The following is a 21,791-nucleotide window of genomic DNA, read 5'->3' as shown; positions in this document are numbered from 1 at the left end:
ACATGGATCAGGCCAAAGTGAATCTAGCCTCGTATTCTATCTGCCTGCATGGCTAGGTTCAAAGCGCTAACGACAAACAACAAAAGATATATTGAACTCAGGCTATATGTAAGAATACTGTTATAGTGTGCGAGGCCCATTTTTATTAGCTTGAGCACGAATTGCAAACCAAGATATCACTACGATTTGCCGTGAGTTTTACCTTTGCTGCCTTACTTATTTTGGCGCTATTGCTAAGTAGTTGGCTGCAATTTCAAAACCAAAATAAGGCCATTGAAAACTTAGCCGAAAAAATTATGGCCGAACAGGCCAATGAAGTTCGGCATCAATTGCTCGACTTTTTAGCCATTCCAATTTTAAATAATCAAATTCTCAATAATTTATTTGAAATTCAAACCATCAACGAGAAAACCGATTTAAGTAAACTGAATCAGCCGTTTATTAACACCTATACCCATGTCTTAGGTAATAAACCCGCACTCAGTCTGATCGGCTTTGGCAGCGCAAGTGGCCAGTTTATTGCCCTACTTCGTGATCAACAAATCACTCGCCTCTTGCTCAAAGACCAAAGAACTCAAAACCAGCTTCAGCTCTATCCGCAAGCCGAGATTGGCGCCGAAAGCCAAATCATTCCCGGTTACGATCCCAGAGATCGGCCTTGGTATCAAGCGGCAATCCACAGCGGTCAAGCCAGTTGGTCTGACGTGTACGCCACATTCGATCAGGCGCAATCGGCCACTTTGTCGTATTCCAGTCCGGTGTATAACCAAGTCAATCAGCTGATTGGGGTTTTAATGAGCGATATAAATATCGATCACTTCAACCAGTTTTTGCTTGAGCAAACCCTACTCGGTCATGGCGCGATCTTTATCGTTGACCAACAGCAGCGTTTAGTCACGCATTCCTCACCACGCAGCGTGATGACTACCATGCATAATCAACCAGCACAGCGCACTTTAGCCAAAGACAGTGAGCAAGCCCAAATCCGTGCCGCAAGTGCACTGCTCAATCAAGGGGCTAATTTAAAAACTCATTTTCAATTACGTGGCGAGCGGATTTATTTTCAATCAATTTCACTGAATAATCAGCCCGGCATTGATTGGCGAATCATTATTTTAATTCCCGAAAAAGACCTGATTGGCAATCTAAAACAAAATCAACGCAATACCGTGCTAGTGATCTTATTGATTGGGCTGGCGGTAGCCATGTTGGCATGGTGGCTATTGGGCCGTATCACGCGGCCGATTATTTCCACCACCTTGGCCGCCGAAAAACTCGGGCATGCCGATTGGCAAGCCATCCCCAGCTCCGGCATTCAGCTCAAAGAAACTGCCCTACTGACCAAAACCTTTAATGAAATGGCAGGCAAGCTCGCGCTGTCTTTTGAGCAGCTCAATCAACAAATCCGTTTTGACTCAATGACCGGACTGATGAATCGCAACGGCCTGGCGGTTGCCATCAATGATTGGGCTTATACTCCAAGCCAGTCGCAATTGATGCTGCTGATTGGTTTAGATGGCTATCGCGCCATCAACGACAGCGTCGGCCATGCGCTAGGCGATGCCTTATTGCAATCGATTTCAGTGCGACTGCTGGAGCATCTGCCACCCAATGCCTTGCTCGCCCGAACGGCTGGCGCTGAATTTACTATTTTATTGCCAGAAATCAGCAGCCCAGAAGAGGCGACCTATACCACGCTACGTTATTTAGCCTATTTCTCAGAGGCCTTTCAAGCCGAACAATCAGCCGATGAAATCGTCGTCACCGCATCCATTGGCGCAGTGTATGAGCGCTTTCGACGTTGTGATTTAACTGATTGGCTGCGTAATGCCAGCGTGGCGCTCGGCAAGGCCAAAGCCAAAGGATTTGGCTCGTATACTTTATTTGAAGCGGAAATGATTGAGCAATCCATCGCCAAAACGCGACTCACTTCAGAGCTTAAACTGGCGCTAGAACGGCAAGAATTTCGGGTGTTTTTCCAGCCGGTGATTGACCTACAAAATGGTGAAACCATCGGCGCAGAAGCGCTAATCCGTTGGGAAAGCCCACGCGGTATGATCTCCCCGGGCGTGTTTATCCCAGCAGCAGAAGATTCAGGACTGATTTTACAAATTGGCAACTGGGTGTTGCGAGAGTCTTGCCAGCAAATTGCCGATCAGCTCAAAGCCGGCTGGCGAGATGATTTTGACGTGCATGTGAATGTCTCAGTACGGCAATTAATTCAATCTGATTTTTATGAGCAACTGCTGTTTATTTTGCAAACCACCGGCTTGCCAGCCCACAATCTGACCTTAGAAATCACTGAATCTTGCTTAGTCACCCAAAGCGAAGTGGTCGCCAAATTAATTCGCCGGGTTCGCGCGCTTGGCGTTGGGATTGCGATTGATGACTTTGGCACCGGCTATTCATCGTTAGCGTATTTGCATCAATTTGATTTTGACTACCTTAAAATCGATCAATCCTTTATCGCCAGAATGCTCGAAAACATTCAAGACGAAGCGATTGTCTCGGCCATTATCAGTATGGCGGCCGGTTTTAAAGTGATTTTAGTCGGCGAAGGGGTAGAAACCGAAGCCCAAGCCAATCGCTTGCGCGAGCTCGGTTGCCAGCGCGTTCAGGGGTATTTCTTTGGGCGACCAGCCCCGCTCGCAGCATGGTCTGAAGATATCATTCAACAAAAAGATCAACAAAAAAGCAAGGGTATATCATTCAACGCTTTTCTTTAAAAGGCTTTGAATAATATACCCAGCTATTGAGCGATTTGTGCCGATTAAAGTGTAGATCGTCGTTCAATCACAACCATCGGCAAACCAAACCAATCAATCCCCGTGCTGCAATACATACTCAATCGCCGCGCAGATCGTTGCCACTTGCGCTCGATTGCATTGTTCAGCCGTGGCATTGGTACTATCGGGATACACCTCGGTCGTCGTCACATACATCGCATCAGTCAGGCCACCGCAAAGACCTAGCGCTTTCTTGGCGTAATTGATCACCCCCAATTGCTGCAATGGTTCACCAATCAGGCAACCCGCGTCATCGGCGGCAGCAATATGCGTCACTTGGCTGACCGCAGAGATTAGCGCGCGTTGAAATTCAGGCTGGGGCTTTTCGCTATCGCCAACCAAATAAAAGCCATCCGGAATATCGTGATATTCAAAAACCAAACCATCACGAGCGGCTTTCGCTGGGCCAAATTCAGAGTTATCGGTGTCGGTTGTTTCGTGTAAATCGATATGCAACGCCACTTTTTGGGTTTGTTGGCGAATAAACGCCATCGCTGCGGCAGATTCTGCTGCTGGGCTATGCTCGACAAAAGCGCGATTTGGATCAATCGCCAATGGATTCCAGCGATTAATCGTTTCATAAGCCCAAGGGCTAATACACGGCAAAATAATGAAATTAACGCTCGATTGATAGTGGCTCAGTTTGTGCGCAATAAACTGCAAAGCGCCTTGCACGCCACTGGTTTCATAACCATGTACGCCACCTGTGACTAAAACCGTTGGGCGATGCGCTTGCCAATTTCGGCTACGCACCGCAAACAATGGATACTGCGCCAAACCCTGAGGCTGATAATCCAACTCCGCATATTCAACCAACTCGGCCCAATCGGCCAGTGGCGAATCTCGATCTAATAATAAAGCCGTTAATGGGCTAACGACTTCATCCCAATAATTGCGTTTTCTTTGCTGTATAGCCAGCCAAGCAGCTTTTTCCAAGGATTCCCAAGCAATACCTGGCGTGCCAATTGGATAAACCGGATGATTTAAAGTGCTCGATTTTGTCATGAAGATACGCCATAGAATTACTCAATCCTTCAACTATACCATCGCAACACTGCGTCGCAAGCGTGCTGGTATGGCGAAAAAACCACCGCAAAAAAATCCAAATAATCCAAGCATAAAAAAAGGCGCCCGAAGGCGCCTAATTTTTCACACTGGCAATCTCTTATTTGGCTGCTGCCGCACCACCAATCACTTCTAGAACTTGCCACTGACCATTTTTAACGGTGTAAACCGTAATCGCACCATTATTGATGTCGCCTTTGGCATCAAACGAAATCGGCCCAGTAACACCCTCGTATTTCATTGCCGCCAGTTTGGGTAGATATTTTGCTGGATCAGCCGAGCCTGCTTCTTGCATGGCTTTCACCATCATATTCACCGAATCGTAGCAATATGGAGAATACAGCTGCACCTCATTGCCAAATTTAGCTTTGAACTTCTCTAAAAATGCCTTGCCGCCTGCTAACTGATCTTTTGGCGTGCCAGGGCTTGTAGCATACATACCATCCGCATCGGCACCGGCGAGTTTAATAAATTCCGGCGTTTGCGCACCATCACCCCCCATGATGATGACATTCAAGCCCAGCTTTTTAGCTTGCTTTTTCATTGGCGCAGCTTGTGCATCCATGCCGCCGTAAAAAATCAAATCCGGCTTGCTGGCTTTAATGCTGGTTAATACCGCATTAAAATCCGTTTCTTGGTTATTACTAAATTCACGCTTCACAATTTGCGCGCCAGCAGCTTTCGCTGCGATTTCAAATTCATCGGCCAAGCCTTGGCCGTATGCAGTGCGATCATCAATAATGGCAATTTTTTTCGCGCCTAATTGACTCACCGCATATTGACCGAGCACTTTACCTTGCTGTGCATCATTGGCCATCACTCGGAATGCGGTTTTAAAACCTTGGTTGGTGTAATTCACCGCGGTGGCCGATGGTGAAATTTGGGCGATACCCGCATCCGAATAGATTTTAGACGCCGGAATCGTCGTGCCTGAATTCATATGGCCAATCACACCGGCCACATTGGCATCGACAAAACGCTGCGCCACATTGGTGGCTGTTTTCGGGTCACCTTGGTCGTCTTCTGAAATCATTTCTAATTTCATTTTTTTGCCGCCAATATCCACCCCACCCGCCGCATTGATTTCATCAATTGCAAGCTTTACGCCGTTTTCATTGTCTTTACCAAAATGCGCAGCAGGGCCGGTTAAAGCCGCAGAATGGCCAATTTTAATCACAGACTGGCTTGGCTGTTCAGCAGCTGGCGTACTCGCAGCATCGCTGCCAACAGGCGCTTGTTTACCACACGCAGCCAAACCCATCACGGCTGCAGCAATCAGACTATAAGAAGTGATATTCATTTCAGGACATTCCAAAACAGATAAAAAGGCGGATCGGTATTAATACCAATTACGTAAGGCTCAGCGCATCATGCAGTAGCAAGCCATAGAGGAATACTAGGGTATTCCTGTAGTTGCTCGTCAGTTCAAACTAATGATTAATTTGCAATCAAGCACAGCTGCTTTATTTTTCGTATTTTCAATGGGCATCGCTGCGTTATAAATCACCTACTAGCATACAAAGTACCTGCGTCGTGCCTTGCCTCAGAGCCCAATCGGCAGCAAATAGGCGGTTAATCCAACGTCAAAAAACCCTAAACTAACAGCCTTTAGCATCGCTCATACAGCACCGCTACTGCGCCAGCAATTGATCATCGATGGCCAAAATACGCCACCAGCATCATCGATGATGATTGATACTCGCTCTGCCGCAGTGCGCATAATGGCCAGTATTGCATTTTTTGGCCGAATTAATTTGCGTCAAAAATTATTCAAATCCAACACAACAACAATATTTTTTCCACATTACGCGTCGGCGAAATTATTTTAATCATCAAAAAATAAAAGCCCCAATATCATATTAGGGCTTTTTTATTTACAAAATCTGTAAAGTAAAGTATTTAAACTGCATTTCTTGATACTGGCCCGATTTGATGAGTTGATCTAAAGCTTTATTAAATTTTGCCACCATTTCATGATCATCTTTAGCCAAAGCAATCGCTTCGCCTCGTCCTAATCGTGGATCGCCCTTGATGATATTGCCGACATAATTGTAGTCTTTAGCATGCCGTGGGTCGCGTAAAAACTCGCCGAACACCGCACTATCACCAAATACTAAATCCACTTCATTGTTATTCATTCCCAGTAACAAGGCATCGGCATCGGGATAGTGTTTTAATTTCACTTTGCTATTATCAAATTCAGTAGTCAGATAGTTGGCAAATGTTGTATTTGAAACCACACCAATGGTTTTACCGGCTAAGCGTTCTGGCGTCATCACCGGCAAAATAAATTGACGATTATTTTTAGCCAAATATGCGGCAGGAACGCGCGCATAAGGTTGCGTAAACTGGACTAATTTTTCACGCTCATCAGTGATCGACATCGTAGCAATAATTGCATCGGCTTTTTTGGTCTGCACCGCAGGAATTAAATCATCCCATTCATAGCGTTCAATACTGCACTTCACCGCCATTTCTTTGCATAGCGCATTGGCCAAATCAATATTGAAACCGACTAATTGTTGGTTTTTATCTAAATATTCAAATGGTGGATATTTACCCTCAAGGGCAATTCGCAAAAGGGGCTGCGATTCAGTGGTCGCACTAGCGACTTGAGTGCTCGACGTTGGGGTATTTTTTGGTATTAACGAAAAATACAACACTGGCGCAGCGATGATTGCAACAGCAATCACAATCCATTTTTTCATGATCATTCATCCATTACTCTGTAAGCCGCAAATCATACGGAGAGCGGATTTTAATCGAATCAGTAGTTTCCCCGCTTGTTTATTATTAAATAAATATTTCACCAACGAAAAATCATCTTCATGAAATAAACAAAGCGTCGTTATTTACCACGTTGCTATCACCACAAAAGCGCCTTTGCAATATTATTCGCTATACTCAGTCGCTTAAACATTGTGGAGACTCAAATGTTCTTTACTAATAAAAAATACATTGCCGATTTAAACGAACAAATTCGTCAACTGCACGCAGAAAATACACAACTAAAAAAAGAAAATTTAAAGCTAAACAGTGATCAGCAATTTATTGCTAGTTTACAAATACAAGATAATGGGGATGGAAAATACTATCCGTCTTTATTTCAGACGATGGCTTTATTTGGAGAGTCACTCCATTTAAGTACGCACTCAATCGGCGAGCTTACCGATAAGCTGCAAGCAGAACTACACTGCGCCGCTGATTTATCTCGCGTGGCGCAAGACAATAATCAAGCGATTAATACGATTGCAAATAGCTTAAATCAACTATCAAACACCGCAGTACAATCAGTCAGTGATGTCGATCAGCTGAATCAGCAATCGGATCAAATTAGCGGCATCGTGCAAATGATCAAAGAAATTGCCGATCAAACCAATTTATTAGCCCTAAATGCCGCAATTGAAGCGGCACGCGCTGGCGAACAAGGCCGTGGTTTTGCGGTTGTTGCCGATGAAGTACGTAAACTCGCAGAACGAACAGGAGCAGCCACCAAAGAGATTAGTCAGTTGGTGGGAGATATTCGCACAGAAACCCAATCGGTTAAATCCACAATGAACACCCTCGCCGAGCAAACGGCACAATTTAGTGTAATGGGCGGCAACGCTGCGAATCAAATGAGTTTATTGATTAAAATATCCGCCGAAATGGAAACGCAGATGGTTAAAAATAGACTCAATACGCTGATTGAAGTGAGTAAACTCGAGCAGATTGCATTTAAATTTAACGTTTACAGCAGCGTTGCCGGTGGTGTTACAAAGCCCAATTTCAATGATCCGCATCAATGCCGCTTTGGTCGCTGGTATTACGGCGGTGAAGGCAAAGCGCAAGCGGGCAATCATCCGGCTTATCGCGAATTAGAAGTGCCACATCATGAAATTCATCAAATAGGTCGCCAAGCCTTTAGCGCATGGCAAGCCGGAAAAAAATCACAGGTGATTGAAGCGCTCAACCAAATGGAAACTACCAGTTTAAAAATGAGCCATGTTTTTGATCAGCTGATCGATTAAGCCGATTACACATCTCGAAGGCTTTTTTGTCGTTTGATCGTGCGCGCAGTGCCGCACGCTCGGCACGATTCAATGATAATTTGGCTTCAACTGCGAATAAATTTCCAAGTAAAAAACCCGCAGCTTGCGGGTTTTTTGTGTGGTATATAGCCATAAGCTAATAATATAAATACCTACAGGGCAATACCCATTATAAATCGGCCTCAACCTCATTACCGCGTGCTTCCAGCCATGCTCGGCGGCTAGACGCCTCAGATTTACTCATCAACATATTCATCACATCACGGGTATTGGCCGCCACATCAGAATGAATAGAGACCCGCATCACGCGGCGCGTATCGGGATTCATCGTTGTGTCGAACAATTGCTCGGCGTTCATTTCACCCAAGCCTTTGAAACGTGAAATATTCCATGCTGATTCACGTAATTTTTCGCCTTTGAGCTTATCTAGAATCGCGGTTAATTCACCTTCGTCGAGCGCATAAAATTTGCGTGGTGGTTTGTTTTTACCACTACCGCCAACGTCAACGCGGTACAGCGGCGGCTGCGCGACATAGATGTGGCCATTCGCGACGAGCTGCGGGAAATGGCGATAAAACAACGTCAGCAACAACACTTGAATATGCGAGCCATCCACGTCCGCATCGGACATGATGATGACTTTGCCGTAGCGTAGACCGCTTAAATCTGCGCCGCTATCGAGCGTATGCGGGTCAACGCCAATGGCGACCGCCATATCGTGGACTTCGTTGTTGCCGAAAATCTGGTCTTTATCGACTTCCCAAGTATTGAGCACCTTACCGCGCAGCGGCAAAATCGCTTGAAAATCTTTATCGCGCCCCATTTTGGCCGAGCCGCCCGCCGAATCCCCTTCGACGAGGAACAATTCGCAGCGCTCGGTTTCATCCGAGGCGCAATCGGTCAATTTACCCGGCAACACCGCCACGCCTGAGGATTTTTTCTTTTCAACTTTTTGCGCATTTTTCTGCCGCGATTGTGCGGCGCGAATGGCCAGTTCGGCGAGTTTTTTACCCAAATCAACGTGTTCGTTCAACCACAACTCAAAGGGTGAACGCACCATTGCCGACACCAGTTTGAGACCATCGCGACTAGTGAGTTTGTCTTTGGTTTGACCTTGAAATTGCGGATCGAGCACTTTGGCAGACAGAACAAACGAGCAGCGACTAAATAAGTCTTCCGGCAGTAATTTCACGCCTTTGGGCAGCAAGTTATGAAAATCAATAAACGTTTTGACAACTTGAAACACCCCGTCGCGCAGGCCAGATTCATGCGTACCGCCGGCTGGCGTTGGAATCAGATTCACATACGATTCGCGATTCACGCTGCCGTCTTCAGTCCATGTTAATGCCCAAGCACAACCTTCCCCACGCGAGAAAACCTCATCTTCACCTTCGATGTATTTTTCGCCCTGCAAAATAGGAATCAGCTGGGTATAACCAGCAACTTGTTCATTGAGATAACCCAATAAACCATCGGGATAACACCAGCGTTTTTCGAGTAATTCACCATTCGCTTGCTCAATATTGAGCGTCACGATCAGCCCAGGCAAAAGCACCGCTTTAGATTTTAATAAATGCTCAAGATCAGCCACCGGAATGGTGGGGTTATCAAAATACTTTGGATCGGGCTCAACAAAAACCCGCGTGCCAGTGTCTTTTTTTAAACATGTTCCAGTCACTAACAAAGGTTCAATCACATCGCCGCCAGAAAAAACTAGGCGGTTAATTTGTCCTTCACGACGAACTTCAACTTCTAGTCGTGTCGACAAAGCATTGGTAACCGAAACACCAACGCCATGTAAACCGCCCGAGAAGGCATAAGCCCCGCCGTCTTTTTTATCAAATTTACCGCCTGCATGCAGCTGAGTAAATACCACTTGCACCGTGGGTACACCCTCTTCCGGATGTAAACCAACCGGAATACCCCGACCATTATCAGCTACCCGCATTGATTGGTTACGATATAAAACCACGTCAATTTGCGAGGCATAACCACCAAGCGCTTCATCGGCAGCGTTATCAATCACCTCTTGGCAAATATGCAAGGGATTATCTGTGCGGGTGTACATGCCAGGACGGTGGCGGACTGGATCAAGGCCTTTTAAAACCTTAACGGAAGATTCGTCGTATTTAGGAGCTGCCATTGTTTCACGTGAAACCGGTAAAAATGATTGGAGGGAAGTCTAGCAGAGAATGGATAGTAGCGTTAATACTAGCTTAGGGCGGGTCTCCTAGTAAACAATAGGTGGACTTTAAGTACTAGATTAGTAATTAATTTAATTATATCTATTTGTATAGTGTTCGACAAAAAGCCGCCTCAAGGGGGAGATCCAAGGAGACGGCAGTTAATGACCAGTAGGCAGAGGGTTGGGGCATTAGCGCTATCGCTGTATTGCTGATCAAACTTAATTTTTAATTATTTACCCCTTTCGTTATGACAGGGTAGTTTAATTGGTAGTGTAAAAATACATCGTTTAAATCTGTAAGTATTCGATAGAGTGTTGGGCTTTAAGCAACTTACAAGAGCCAATCGGCTATCGGAGCTGACCGAATGAAGAATCTAATTCTCACAATTGGTCTAATCGCTACAACTAGCCAACTTCACGCTGAAACCCTAGATAACCTAGCGCACCGCGATAAAGATGCAGCGATTGAGCGGGTCTTGCCAATCTTCCTTGGGTCTATCGAAAGGTCAGAGCACTACAAGAAAACCAAAGAGAACGTAAGTCTAAATTTGAGCGCACTGCAAGCGGCGATTATTGAAGGTGACGCATCGCGCATCAAACAATTAGCCCTTAGTTACGCAGAAGCTTATGGCGAGCTTAAAAAATCCGAAGGTTATGCAAAAGGTCTAGCCACCGCGATGGTTGTTAGTCGAATTATGCGACCCATTGAAACCACTGAAGAAGACTCAGAGTAATAGTGTCAACTCTCCATATTGGACTAGATTAAATGAAGAAATTATTACTCGCCGCCTTATTGGCAAGCATGGTTACGGCAGTATCAGCGGAGCAAAAAGATAGCAAAAACTCTTTAGACAACTACATTGCTAGTAATATTAAAGTTGCTGAACAAGGTGGTGCAGAGCAGCAGGCATTGCTTGGTAGCTGGTACTTTTTCGGTATATTCGTTCCAAAGAATGATGAATTAGCATTAAGTTGGTTAAGTAAAGCTGCGGATCAAGATGACCCGATGGGGCAATATTATCTTGGGAGGATCTACTTAACTGGTCGAGGCGTGTTAAAAGACGAAAAACAAGCGGCACGCTTATTCCTCAAGTCTGCAGAGAAAGGGTATGCATATGCGCAGGCCAAACTTGGCTGGATGTATGAACAAGGACTGGGCGTACCGAAAGATTACCCAATTGCTTTAAATTGGTTTAATAAAGCTGCGGAACAACAAAATAGTGAAGGGCAGTATCATCTTGGTAGAATGTATTCTAGTGGGCAGGGAGTATCTAAAAACTACGGAATTGCGATTAGATGGTATCGTAAAGCGGCTGTACAAGGGCTTGCTGAAGCTCAAAATGCTCTAGGCCAAATGTATCTTTTCGGTATCGGTGTGCCAAAAGACTATGGAGAAGCCTTAGACTGGATTAGTAAATCTGCAGATGGTGGAGATCCTGTAGGTCAAGGCTTACTATCATATATGTATCTATTTGGTAAGGGCGTGCAAAAAGACATAGTGGTTGGATATGCATTGCAAAATCTCGCGGAAGCTGACCCACTTGAAATTGTTCCTAAATTGAGAGATAAAATTAAGCCAATAACTGCTAGGCAAGTTGAAGCAGGTCAGCGATTAACGCGAGAAATAGCTAAGCCCAATAATTTGAATAAAGCAATTGCGGCGTACTTAGAAAATAATAAGTAAACCACGTGCAAGTCCCCGCTAGTCAGCACCAAACGGCCTCAACGGGGTAACTGGTAGCGGCAAGCAAATGATCTTACATAAGGTGTTTAGGTTGGATGCTGTAGGTCAGGGGATATGAGCGTTCTAGCGAACAGTTGACCAGTGATGATAATGGTCTACTTCAGCAATGACTCTCAGTCTATCAGTGGATTGATGGGATATTGATAATCACCACTTCATTAAGTTATACCGCAAGGGTCAATATGACTGACTTGCTGTCTGGGCTGGCAGTTACTTGAGATAGGCCAAATGGTCATTAAACCGAGGTCTTAGCCTGTGGGTTTGACCAACTGTATGACTATAGGAAGGTGAGGACTCTAAGTCTATTGATTGGGATTGATAGCAGTGGTGGTAGTAACAATATGACAGACACATTGTCGGACTAGCAGTTGATAGACCAGACAGACTATCTGTATCACTTGGGTCAACCACCACCACAGCACAATCCATATCTGGTCAACCCAACCTTAAGGGGTCTATTATGGTCTGACCTTAAGTCTCTACTTTAGTTATAACCTTTAGTCCCCCCCTCTGTTTGTCTTCTCTACACGTGTGAATTTTAAGTTTAGCTGGCTGTAACCCGCATAGGTGCTAGATCTAAAGCATTGACATAAAGTCATCGACTGGGGTACAGATAAAGACAGATAGAGGGCATTATTGAGAATTATTCCCATCTAATAAGACCAGTATCTCTTGATTGAACTTAAAGATAAGCCAAGGCTTGCCGCAGCTTCTTTTTGGGTCATTCCAGCGGCTCTAGCAGCTTGTATTGACTCTTGGCTGTCCTTACCAGCACCAGACTTAACATAGCGTCCAGCAGCCTTAGCAGCTTCAATACCAGCCCTTTGTCGTGACCTAATGTTCTCCCGTTCAAGCTCAGCGACAGCAGCCAGCATGGTCAACATAGCCTTGCCGATTGGGGTCGATAGGTCAAACCCTTCACGGACTGACACAACGGTGACCCCGAGACTCTGAAGCTCTTCAATCGTCGTTATTACATCAACCGTATTACGGCCTAGACGGTCAATAGCAGCAACTACAAGCGTCACAGGTGACCCGAGAGTCTTCACATAAGCAAGGAGACTAGCAGCACCTTCACGCTCACTGAATGGCTTAGAACCGCTAGTAGCAGCATCGGTAAAGAGCTGGTCAATCTTATACTTATCAGTGATTGTTGACTCTTGAGCAATGGTCGTCTGTTCGCTGGTGCTGACCCGTGTATAGGCTAGTATCATCGGTCGCTACCTTAGTTATCCACAGGCCACATGATAGCCGTAAGGACTCATCAAGTATACCTGCCGAACCTTGATTGGTAATAGTACGCTTAAGAGACCGAATGATTGACAGGTTAAGTCTACCTATGGTCAGTGGTTTGGTCTGACTTAAGGGGGGGCGGTAGGTGGCCTACGGGGGTATTTCGTGGGTATTAACAATCACATATGGGGTCTCACAGATTATTATTATTTTTATTGAAGTACCTATCAACGACCCGTAGAGCCTCGATTTGGGCTTCTTGTTGGTCTCTAGTCGTTTCCTTAAGTTGAGCCGCCACATGACCATAGGTCTCCGTGTAGACACTCTTATCGCTCTCTGTGTGACCAGAGATAGACTTCCCTACTTCATCAGTGACACCTGACAGTTTCATTAGATTAATTAAACGGTGGCGGTACTGGTGCGCTGTATGACCAAGGCTCTGCAGGGTCTTACCTAGTCGGCCTTCACTCCAACGGTTACGGGCAGTCCTACTGGTCAAGAACTCAGTGAGTCCATTAAGGGTAAATGACTCATGATAATTATGGCGACCATCAACAATGGGAATCCAGCGTATAGAGGCTTCATTCTTTACTGACCGTTCCCCTTTAGCTGCCGCCTTCGTTACCCCGTGAATATGAATCCAGAAGACATCAGGGTCAATCTGGTCAGGCTTTAGGTCTTCTACAGTCAATGGGGTCAATTCGTTAATTCGTGCCCCTGAGAGGCTCATTAGGCCAGCTAACCAGAAGTCAGGGCTACCTGCCAGCATTGAGGAAAGGGCTTTAGGTGAAGCCTTTGAGGTCGGTGATAATAGCTGAGCAATCGCTTCCTGTTTGGCTGTGTCATCGCTTATCCTATTCGGCTCTGGTCTCCAAGGATCAGTCACTAAGGGCTTAGTTAGACCAAGGTCTTCTAGTTCATAGCTTTCAGTAAGCCACTTAGTCAGCATAGCGATATGACCCATGCGTTTCTCAACCGTGGATGACTTAAGCTCCCCTAGTAACACCTCTGCAAGCCCCTTAAGTTTCGGTTTAGAGGTCAACATTTCAAGGTCTAACTTGCCACTAAGGCTTCGCATAGCAAGGACAATCGCGTCATAGGTAGTATCAGATATTCGTTTCTTTGGGTCTGATGGATTCTTTCGAGACTCAAGGTAAAGCGGTATCAGCTCAGCAAGAGGTTTGGCGTTAGGTTTAGCTTTGGTTGGAGCGACTACTGAGCTATTGACCATTGCTGGTGCTGATCTCAACAATCGTTTAACTGTCGTAGGATCTAGCTCATTATCTTCTGGTCGTTTGCTCTTCGCATCTTGAATAGAGACCGCGAGGTTAGCGACATCAGGCAAAGCAAGCTTATCGGCTAACTCTTCAATTGACTGCCAGTACCATGACTGGAGGATATGACCAGCGGCTGACTCGATGAGTCCGGCACGTTCAGCAGCAATCGCCTTCCTGATGATCTCTGGGTCTGTCTCGTGAGCTTGTAGAGCCTCTAGTAGTTCCATTGCTTTAGCCTCAGTTTCAATACGCCTGATAATAGTCGTCTTGCCTGACTGACTCAGCGTCTTAATACCGTAGCTTCGATAGCGACCAGTAGGCCTCACGATGCAATGATAAGCCTTAGATTTAGTAATTACTCGTTGACTTGCTTGATTAACTCTACTAAGCGATTGAAATATAAAGGATAAGTCTGACATAGCCTTCTAGCAGAGAAAGCCTTAAACGACATTGTTTCAAATATCCACAACCACGATGTCTTGCGCAAGCCACGTGCGAATATTCAAGATTGAAAATCTAATTTAGATTCAGCCCATCACACTGAGCTATGCATTGAACGCACTCAGGTTGATTGATGCCGCTTCAGCATATTTGATGTGGTGCTATCGATGTATAGAATAGTATCAACTTGGGTATATCGATGAAAACCATGACTAACAAGGCTTATAGAGCAATACATTCATTCAATACCTCTACGATATTGAATCGCCTCAGCCAAATGCGGCGTTAAAATCGCCTCACTTCCGGCTAAATCAGCAATCGTTCGTGCTACGCGCAATACTCGGTGATACGCACGCGCAGACCAGGCTAATTTTTGAATCGCATTTTGCAACATGGCCAAACCTGCGGCATCCGTTTGGCAATGAGTCTCCATGGCCGCCCCGAGTAAAGTCGAATTATTATGCCCTTGCCGTGCTAACTGCCGCGCACGGGCAGCACAAACCCGTTCGCGCACCAATAGACTGCCTTCGCTTTGCCCTTTGGCCAATAACACCGTATCAGGAATCGCCGGCACTTCAACCACCATATCAATGCGATCAAGTAATGGCCCAGAAATTCGGTTTCGATAGCGCAGCACTTGCTCTGGAGTGCAACGACATGCTTTCTTCAAATGCCCCAAATATCCACAAGGGCAAGGATTCATCGCTGCCACCAGCTGAAACCTCGCCGGAAATTCAGCTTGCCGCGCGGCGCGCGAAATATGAATTTTTCCGCTCTCGAGCGGCTCGCGCAGTACTTCTAAAACTTTTCGATCAAATTCAGGCAATTCATCTAAAAAAAGCACCCCGTGATGCGCCAATGAGATCTCACCGGGTTGCGGAATACTGCCGCCCCCAACTAATGCCACGCTGGACGCCGTATGGTGCGGGCTACGAAATGGCCGCTGACCAACACGGCGAAAATCAAGTCCATTTTGTCCTAAGGACTGAATCGCCGCCGCCTCTAGCGCTTCAAATTCCAATAAGGGTGGCAATAAGCCCGGCAGCCGCTGCGCCAACATTGACTTACCCGTTCCTGGAGGGCCGATCAGTAATAATGAATGATTGCCTGCAGCCGCCACCTCAAGTCCACGCCGAGCAGATGACTGCCCCTTCACATCGGCTAAATCCGGATAAGTCGGACTCGCCCTATCTGCAGGCGCCAAAGCTGGCGGTAACAATTGAGTACCACTCAGATGGTGGCAAACTTCGAGTAAATGCGCAGCAGACAATATCGTTGCATTTTGAATTAAGGCGGCTTCATCGCTACTACTGGCACTAATAATCAGTGTTCGTTGTGCATCACGGGCCGCCATTGCGAAGGCCAAGCCACCACGTACTGCGCGTAATTGCCCAGTTAAACCTAATTCACCCGCAAATTCATAATCGGCTAAATGGTCACAGGGTAATTGCCCACTTGCAGCTAAAACACCCACCGCAATCGCTAAATCATAATGCCCCGCCCCTTTGGGTAAATCGGCTGGCGCTAAATTAACCGTGATCCGGCGATTAGGAAATTCAAAACCAGCAACTTGCAATGCCGCTCGAACCCGTTCACGAGATTCACGAACTTCAGTATCGGCCAATCCCACTAAATTAAATGCGGGCAAGCCATTGGCCAGATGAACTTCAACGGTAACCGACTGCGCACACAAGCCATCCAGTGCGCGAGAATACAAAACGGCAAGCGACATGATTCATTCACAAATGCTATGCTAATTCATACAGTGTAAGCAGGAAAATCAGATTTAATGGAACAATCAACGATTTTAATGCCTAATTTTCGAAATTTAGGTGTGGTGTTGCGCGCCTTAGTCTTGGTGCATTTAGGCGTCTTGATTTATGTATTTATCAGTATTAATCGCTGGAATGAATGGATAAACAAACTGACTGAAATTAGTTTATGGGTTGAACCAGTCCTACTCATTTCATTAGCAGGGCTCGCTGTCATCAGTGCACCATTACAAAAAATGAACTACCAAAATGCCGTGATCAGCGTATTGATCTGGGTTTTCTGTGTCGCATTGAGTATATCGAATCTATTTCAAAATTTAATCCCGCTAGAGCATAGCGTTGTGCCATGGCGCTTTGAGTTTATTGCGCTCTGCGTGACTTTTTTGCTGCTGCATTATTACCAACTTTGGATTCGTGCCCTATCGCCACGCTTGGCCGAGGCCAGACTTGTCGCCTTACAGGCAAGAATAAGACCGCATTTTTTCTTTAATAGTTTGAATGCGGTGCTATCTTTAATACGAAGTCAGCCAAAGTTAGCAGAACGGCTACTAGAGAACCTGTCTGAACTCTTTCGCGTAGCCATGGGTACAGAGACAGGTCTTTCCACAATGGCGCGCGAAGTCGAATTGGCGCAAGGTTATCTTGAAATTGAAAAGGTACGCTTAGGTGATCGCTTACAAGTTGAATGGCATATCGATAAAATGCCTAAAAATGCCCTAATCCCACCATTGATTTTGCAACCATTGCTAGAAAACGCAATTTATCATGGTATTGAGCCAAACATCGAACCTGGGATTATTCAATTGAATATATTTCGAGTGCGTGAGGAAGTACACATCAACATTCGAAATCCTCTTTTAAATAGTACACCGCTACGACGCGGTAATGGCATGGCACAAGAGAATGTACGCGAGCGTTTACTGCTTTATTATGATGCCGAAGCAAATCTCAGCATCAATACAGGAAACGACTATTATCAAATACATATCATGCTGCCCTATCGGGAGCTTTAACAATGAATACTGCGTTACGACTCTTTCTCGTTGATGACGAATTACCGGCACTCAACCGACTACAAGACCTTCTAAATGATTGCGCTCAAGAATGTCCAAATCAAGTCATCGGCACAGCAACCAATGGTATGAGTGCGCTACCGCAAATTGCTGAGCATGACATTGATGTGGTCATTTTAGATATTCAAATGCCACAAATGAGCGGCATTGAGGTGGCCAAAAAATTAATGCATTTAGCCAAGCCACCTGCCGTTATTTTTGCTACCGCATTTGAAGACTACGGGGTCGCCGCATTTGATGTTCGTGCTATTGATTATTTACTTAAACCGATTCGACAAGATCGTCTACTTACAGCATTAAAACGAGTCGTAGAGCAAAGGCAGCAACATCATATGCCAAGCAATCATCCAATCATTGAAGGTGCTCGTAGCCATTTCAGCGTTACTGAACGTGGACGAGTTCATTTAATTCCTGTCAGTGAGGCTCGCTTTTTAAAAGCGGAACAAAAATACATTACATTGCGTACTCGTGATCGTGAATACTTACTTGAAGATTCACTAACTAAGCTTGAAGATGAATTTGGATCAAAATTTGTCCGAATACATCGCAATTGTTTAGTATCTCGCGATAATATTGCTGGATTCGAACGCGAAGTACAAACCGGCGGCGAGGCGCATTGGGTTGTTATATTACGCGATGTACCAGAGCGATTACCTGTGAGCCGTCGCCAACAACATATTATTAAAGATTTCAAAAAAGGCCATGATGGATAATTTTAGTATTAATACCCCTTCATTATTATTTCCTGCTATTTCCTTATTAATGCTGGCGTATACCAATCGATTTTTAACTATTTCAAGTATTATTCGTCAGCTTTATGATCATCATCGTAGTAATCCACATGTTAATATTTTGCGTCAGTTAGCTAATCTAAGAAAGCGTGTTTGGCTTATTCGTTACATGCAAGCTTTTGGTATAACGAGTTTATTACTATGTATTATTTCAATGATTTTCATGGCAATCAACTTAGATCAATTAGCGCAAGGTTTATTTGTTGCCAGTTTAATATTAATGATTGGTTCGCTAATATTATGCTTACAAGAAGTTATGGTATCTGATTCTGCATTAAAAATCTTACTATCTGACATCGAAGATGAAATAAAACAACCTAAAAAATAATTATAAAAACGGGCATTAGCCCGTTTTTTATTAAGCTAATAAAGCTAAAATCCACATTGCTGCTAAATTAAATAAACAAACTAATTGTGCAGCACTACCTAAATCTTTAGCTCTTTTAGCTAAATCATGCTTAGCTAAAGAAGTATGATCTACAGCAGCTTCAATTGCTGAATTTAATAATTCAACAATCATCGTAACTAAGTGACTTGCAACAACAATAGCATGCGCCCATGCAGGCATAGCGAGAAAAAACGACAATGGAATTCCAATTATCGCTAATAAACTGACTTGACGAAAAGCTGCTTCATTTATCCAGCCGGCTTTTAATCCATCAATTGAATAACCTAATGCATTTAATACTCGTTTTGCGCCTGTTTTACCTTTAAAGGGGCTTTCGCTCACTATTTTTCTCCAATAAAAATTAAAATACATCAACATAACAGATATAACTAGTTAATAATGCTACTGGCAGTGCAACAATTAAACCTAAAAACATTGGCAACATTGCTAAAAATAAAAACACAGCACCAATCATAGACATAATTAAAATAGGTTGCCAATTACGCCAAAAAGCAATAAATGATAATTTCATTGCTTCGTTCGCTTTCATCCCTTGAAGCATAACTAACGTAGGCGCATAAAAATAAGCGCTATAAACAATTAAAAAAGAAAACAAAGTAATTATTAACAAAGGCCAAAATAAACTAAGACTTTCAATTGCTTTAATGTTTTTATTAACGGGCAGAAATCCAAAAAAAGATGCTATTGCAAGTAGTACTGTCATCAATACCATAACGAATATGGTACCGAACATATATAAAACACCTACTTTTAATAACTCAACAAACCTTAATTTAAATCCTGAAAATAAATCTATTAACTGTGGTGTCTCTCCAGCGACCTGTTTTTGTGCTGTCCACATAATCCCACCTAAAAAAACAGGCCCTAGCAAAGTAGCAATAAATCCACCAATTATTGGTAATAAAGTAATACTAAAAAATACAGCAACAAAAATACTACAAATACCAACCCAGACTGTTGGTTCTTGTTTAAATAATTTAAATGCATTCACAATCCAATACCAGCCCTGCATTGCTGGATTTTTTTTGGGCTCAATACTTACATCAATAACATTATCTTGTTCTAACATACTCATTACCTAGTTTAAAAAAGGTCAATCTCCACATCGCTGCTGAAATTAAATCTTTTTTTAAGCCTGCATCTTGCCAGATAAAGATGAAGCTCACATGAAAAAGCCGCTGAAATCAGCGGCTCTTTCATTAAAACAATGAAAATTTATGCAATGCAAGCCAATGCTTGACGAGCAATCATCAGTTCTTCATTCGTTGGAATCACATAAACTGCGATTTTACTATCCGCTAAAGAAATGCGACGTGGTTCACTAGAACGTACTGCATTCGCCGCTTCATCAAGCTCAACGCCCAACCAACGCAATTGATGACAAACCGCTTTACGTGTGTGCGCATCATTTTCACCAATGCCAGCGGTAAATACTAAGGCATCAATACCACCGATCGCAGCAGCTAAAGAAGCCGCTTCACGAACCACACTGTTTGCAAAATATTCAACCGCTAATTTTGCACGCGGTGAATCTGAGTTTTCTAAATCACGCATATCGCTGGAGAAACCAGACAAGCCAAGCAAACCAGATTCTTTGTACAGCAAGGTTTCAATTTGTTTTGCATCCATTTTTAAATGGTTCATCAAATGCAATACAACACCGGCATCAATACGGCCACAACGAGTACCCATTGGCAAACCATCTAATGCAGTAAAGCCCATGGTTGTTAATTGACAGCGGCCGCCAAGTAAACCAGCCATTGAAGAACCATTACCTAAGTGAGCAACAACAGTACGACCTTCTGCTGCACGAGTATCAATTTCTGGCAATACGCTGGCAATGTATTCATACGATAAACCATGGAAGCCATAGCGGCGAATACCTTCTTTTTGCGAGAATTCATACGGTAGTGCAAATAATTGGTTTAATTCAGGCTGAGTAGTATGAAATGCAGTATCAAAGCAAGTTACTTGTGGCACATTTGGCAATAATTCTTCAAGAACACGAATCGGAGTAATGTTATGTGGTTCATGTAAAGGTGCCAAAGGAATTAAAGCTTCTAAGCCCGCAATGACTTCAGGTGTCACTAGTTCAGGTTTTGAATAAGTTGTTCCGCCATGAACTACACGATGGCCAATAACTGCAATTGAACGTCCTTCAATACGCGACTCCAACCAGTTAAGCATATAGCGTAAAGCATAATCGTGATTTTTTGGCGCATCACTAGGTAATGTTTCATTGGCTACTTTATTGTCAGCAGCATCTTTTGCACTGAATTTTGGTTCAACATACAAACCTTCCATTTGGCCTTTAAATAAGACAATAGGATCAGCTGCGCTAGTTTCAAATAATGAAAATTTAATACTTGAAGAACCGGCATTGATAACTAAAACTAATTCACTCATTTTTTACTCCAAATTAAAAAATAACAAATGGTATTGATTTGCATGCGTTATCAATACCCAGAAGGCAATACTATTTTAATACATTTTAAAAAATTATCACTATAAAAAAGAGCTAATATTTTAAAATACTATTTAGTTTAAATTGTACTTAAATAATAAAATATCTCAGCATAAATAAATAATTTTTGTATAGCTTGTATAAGGCTTACAATATTTGTAACCATATTGTTGTAATTGACTTATACAGCTTGACTGCAAAAAGTAGTGGATTTAAAGCATGTAAGGTTTAAGTCATATTTACAACTAACTGTAGTTATTTACTTATTATGACGTGTAGTTTGGCAAACACTTGTAGCCTATGCAAAGTAAATTGTGGCATTACATTATCAGGTTTTCATCTTAAATTTAAACCTATCTAGTTGTTTTTATTGATTATTTTTAATAAAAACAACTGGGTTTTAATCGCTAAACTAGTGCTTGATTTATCATTTTTATCGAGAGTTAGTACTACAATCAAGATGATTTTTTCATTCATTGAAAGCTTAAATTTAACGAATGTTAAGCCTTCAAATTTTTGA

17 protein-coding genes are annotated in these 21,791 nt (G+C 43.7%); 7 read left to right on the top strand and 10 right to left on the bottom strand.

All coding sequences use genetic code 11. The features are described from left to right. Positions 1-191: 191 nt before the first annotated feature. Complete coding sequence (locus tag LG219_RS09255; RefSeq protein ID WP_226764211.1) at positions 192-2,726, top strand: bifunctional diguanylate cyclase/phosphodiesterase; 2,535 nt, start codon at positions 192-194, stop codon at positions 2,724-2,726. Positions 2,727-2,819: 93 nt separating this feature from the next. On the opposite strand, the gene LG219_RS09250 is transcribed toward LG219_RS09255, so the two are convergent. From LG219_RS09250 to LG219_RS09240, 3 genes are all read right to left on the bottom strand, one after another. Continuing rightward, entirely contained in the window at positions 2,820-3,791 is a 972-nt protein-coding gene (locus LG219_RS09250) for a M14 family metallopeptidase (protein WP_226764210.1), read from the bottom strand. Between the two features lie 160 nt (positions 3,792-3,951). Continuing rightward, entirely contained in the window at positions 3,952-5,151 is a 1,200-nt protein-coding gene (locus LG219_RS09245; RefSeq protein WP_226764209.1) for a branched-chain amino acid ABC transporter substrate-binding protein, read from the bottom strand. 574 nt (positions 5,152-5,725) lie between these two features. Then, entirely contained in the window at positions 5,726-6,559 is an 834-nt protein-coding gene (locus LG219_RS09240; RefSeq protein ID WP_226764208.1) for a transporter substrate-binding domain-containing protein, read from the bottom strand. A gap of 225 nt (positions 6,560-6,784) precedes the next feature. Here LG219_RS09240 and LG219_RS15630 point away from each other — a divergent pair, with 225 nt between their 5' ends. Then, a complete protein-coding gene (locus tag LG219_RS15630; protein ID WP_308444081.1) occupies positions 6,785-7,861 on the top strand; it encodes a methyl-accepting chemotaxis protein in 1,077 nt (358 codons plus the stop codon). A 190-nt stretch (positions 7,862-8,051) separates the two neighbouring features. Here the strand turns inward: LG219_RS15630 and parE are convergent, their stop codons facing one another. Then, complete coding sequence (parE, locus tag LG219_RS09225; RefSeq protein ID WP_226764207.1) at positions 8,052-10,025, bottom strand: DNA topoisomerase IV subunit B; 1,974 nt, start codon at positions 10,023-10,025, stop codon at positions 8,052-8,054. Positions 10,026-10,432: 407 nt separating this feature from the next. Between parE and LG219_RS09220 the strand changes: the two genes are divergently transcribed. Continuing rightward, a complete protein-coding gene (locus LG219_RS09220; RefSeq protein ID WP_226764206.1) occupies positions 10,433-10,801 on the top strand; it encodes a hypothetical protein in 369 nt (122 codons plus the stop codon). 32 nt (positions 10,802-10,833) lie between these two features. After that, positions 10,834-11,751, top strand: coding sequence for a tetratricopeptide repeat protein (locus LG219_RS09215; RefSeq protein WP_226764205.1), 918 nt, complete (start codon positions 10,834-10,836; stop codon positions 11,749-11,751). Positions 11,752-12,464: 713 nt separating this feature from the next. On the opposite strand, the gene LG219_RS09210 is transcribed toward LG219_RS09215, so the two are convergent. The 3 genes from LG219_RS09210 to LG219_RS09200 all read right to left on the bottom strand — a co-directional run bounded on the left by LG219_RS09210 (position 12,465) and on the right by LG219_RS09200 (position 16,494). Beyond that, on the bottom strand, positions 12,465-13,025 hold the full coding sequence (locus LG219_RS09210; protein WP_226764204.1) for a recombinase family protein: 561 nt from the start codon (positions 13,023-13,025) through the stop codon (positions 12,465-12,467). A gap of 212 nt (positions 13,026-13,237) precedes the next feature. Further along, positions 13,238-14,548, bottom strand: a complete 1,311-nt coding sequence (locus tag LG219_RS09205; RefSeq protein WP_226764203.1) for a site-specific integrase — start codon at positions 14,546-14,548, stop codon at positions 13,238-13,240. 452 nt (positions 14,549-15,000) lie between these two features. Continuing rightward, on the bottom strand, positions 15,001-16,494 hold the full coding sequence (locus LG219_RS09200) for a YifB family Mg chelatase-like AAA ATPase (RefSeq protein ID WP_226764202.1): 1,494 nt from the start codon (positions 16,492-16,494) through the stop codon (positions 15,001-15,003). 57 nt (positions 16,495-16,551) lie between these two features. On the opposite strand from LG219_RS09200, the gene LG219_RS09195 reads away from it, so the two are divergent. Genes LG219_RS09195 through LG219_RS09185 form a run of 3 tightly spaced genes read left to right on the top strand, consistent with a single transcriptional unit; the run spans position 16,552 to position 18,726 of the window. After that, entirely contained in the window at positions 16,552-17,547 is a 996-nt protein-coding gene (locus LG219_RS09195) for a sensor histidine kinase (RefSeq protein WP_226764201.1), read from the top strand. Positions 17,548-17,549: 2 nt separating this feature from the next. Next, complete coding sequence (locus tag LG219_RS09190; RefSeq protein ID WP_226764200.1) at positions 17,550-18,320, top strand: LytR/AlgR family response regulator transcription factor; 771 nt, start codon at positions 17,550-17,552, stop codon at positions 18,318-18,320. Next, positions 18,310-18,726, top strand: a complete 417-nt coding sequence (locus LG219_RS09185) for a DUF2721 domain-containing protein (RefSeq protein ID WP_226764199.1) — start codon at positions 18,310-18,312, stop codon at positions 18,724-18,726. The genes LG219_RS09190 and LG219_RS09185 overlap by 11 nt, the downstream gene beginning before the upstream one ends. 30 nt (positions 18,727-18,756) lie before the next feature. Here the strand turns inward: LG219_RS09185 and LG219_RS09180 are convergent, their stop codons facing one another. From LG219_RS09180 to LG219_RS09170, 3 genes are all read right to left on the bottom strand, one after another. Next, positions 18,757-19,128 carry a diacylglycerol kinase gene (locus LG219_RS09180; protein ID WP_308444080.1) on the bottom strand — a complete coding sequence of 124 codons (372 nt, stop codon included), beginning with the start codon at positions 19,126-19,128 and terminating at the stop codon, positions 18,757-18,759. Positions 19,129-19,147: 19 nt separating this feature from the next. Further along, a complete protein-coding gene (locus LG219_RS09175; protein WP_226764197.1) occupies positions 19,148-19,876 on the bottom strand; it encodes a BPSS1780 family membrane protein in 729 nt (242 codons plus the stop codon). A 146-nt stretch (positions 19,877-20,022) separates the two neighbouring features. Beyond that, positions 20,023-21,213, bottom strand: coding sequence for an acetate/propionate family kinase (locus tag LG219_RS09170; protein ID WP_226764196.1), 1,191 nt, complete (start codon positions 21,211-21,213; stop codon positions 20,023-20,025). Positions 21,214-21,791 lie beyond the last annotated feature (578 nt).

Origin of the sequence: Deefgea salmonis (assembly GCF_020531905.1) — a bacterium.
Taxonomy (GTDB): domain Bacteria; phylum Pseudomonadota; class Gammaproteobacteria; order Burkholderiales; family Chitinibacteraceae; genus Deefgea; species Deefgea salmonis.
Note: the sequence above shows the minus strand (reverse complement) of the source record. Positions and strands in the feature narration are given on the sequence as shown.

Coding starts and splice junctions, on each gene's coding strand:
- LG219_RS09215 (WP_226764205.1), top strand. CDS start 10,834: ATGAAGAAATTATTACTCGCCGCCTTATTGGCAAGCATGGTTACGGCA.
- LG219_RS09190 (WP_226764200.1), top strand. CDS start 17,550: ATGAATACTGCGTTACGACTCTTTCTCGTTGATGACGAATTACCGGCA.
- LG219_RS09195 (WP_226764201.1), top strand. CDS start 16,552: ATGGAACAATCAACGATTTTAATGCCTAATTTTCGAAATTTAGGTGTG.
- LG219_RS09175 (WP_226764197.1), bottom strand. CDS start 19,876: ATGTTAGAACAAGATAATGTTATTGATGTAAGTATTGAGCCCAAAAAA.
- parE (WP_226764207.1), bottom strand. CDS start 10,025: ATGGCAGCTCCTAAATACGACGAATCTTCCGTTAAGGTTTTAAAAGGC.
- LG219_RS09185 (WP_226764199.1), top strand. CDS start 18,310: ATGATGGATAATTTTAGTATTAATACCCCTTCATTATTATTTCCTGCT.
- LG219_RS09220 (WP_226764206.1), top strand. CDS start 10,433: ATGAAGAATCTAATTCTCACAATTGGTCTAATCGCTACAACTAGCCAA.
- LG219_RS09210 (WP_226764204.1), bottom strand. CDS start 13,025: ATGATACTAGCCTATACACGGGTCAGCACCAGCGAACAGACGACCATT.
- LG219_RS15630 (WP_308444081.1), top strand. CDS start 6,785: ATGTTCTTTACTAATAAAAAATACATTGCCGATTTAAACGAACAAATT.
- LG219_RS09200 (WP_226764202.1), bottom strand. CDS start 16,494: ATGTCGCTTGCCGTTTTGTATTCTCGCGCACTGGATGGCTTGTGTGCG.
- LG219_RS09245 (WP_226764209.1), bottom strand. CDS start 5,151: ATGAATATCACTTCTTATAGTCTGATTGCTGCAGCCGTGATGGGTTTG.
- LG219_RS09240 (WP_226764208.1), bottom strand. CDS start 6,559: ATGAAAAAATGGATTGTGATTGCTGTTGCAATCATCGCTGCGCCAGTG.
- LG219_RS09205 (WP_226764203.1), bottom strand. CDS start 14,548: ATGGAACTACTAGAGGCTCTACAAGCTCACGAGACAGACCCAGAGATC.
- LG219_RS09170 (WP_226764196.1), bottom strand. CDS start 21,213: ATGAGTGAATTAGTTTTAGTTATCAATGCCGGTTCTTCAAGTATTAAA.
- LG219_RS09250 (WP_226764210.1), bottom strand. CDS start 3,791: ATGACAAAATCGAGCACTTTAAATCATCCGGTTTATCCAATTGGCACG.